This is a genomic window from Pseudomonas sp. RIT-562 (genome assembly GCF_026241895.1).
Taxonomy (GTDB): domain Bacteria; phylum Pseudomonadota; class Gammaproteobacteria; order Pseudomonadales; family Pseudomonadaceae; genus Aquipseudomonas; species Aquipseudomonas mandelii_F.
The window spans coordinates 1-325 of the sequence record NZ_JAPJIV010000079.1; the positions used below are offsets into that span (position 1 = coordinate 1).

At 59.4% G+C, this 325-nt stretch carries 1 protein-coding gene; it reads left to right on the forward strand.

What is annotated here, in order from left to right; all coding sequences use genetic code 11:
* A partial coding sequence (locus ORL50_RS28830) for an FHIPEP family type III secretion protein (protein WP_266020112.1) occupies positions 1-325 on the forward strand: 325 nt, incomplete at both ends.

Sequence of the window (325 nt, forward strand, 5' to 3'; positions counted from 1 at the left end):
TGGCGCCGAGCGCCTATCGCCTGACCCTGATGGGCGTGATCCTGGCCGAGGCGGAGATTTATCCGGACCGCGAACTGGCGATCAACCCGGGGCAGGTCTACGGCACGCTCAACGGCATCACCGCCAAAGATCCGGCTTTTGGTCTGGAGGCGGTGTGGATCGAAGTCAGCCAGCGTGCCCAGGCGCAGTCACTCGGATACACTGTGGTCGATGCCAGTACAGTAGTGGCCACTCACTTGAACCAGATTCTGTACAAGCACTCCAGTGAGCTGATTGGGCACGAAGAAGTGCAGCAACTCATGCAATTGCTGGCCAAAAGCTCACC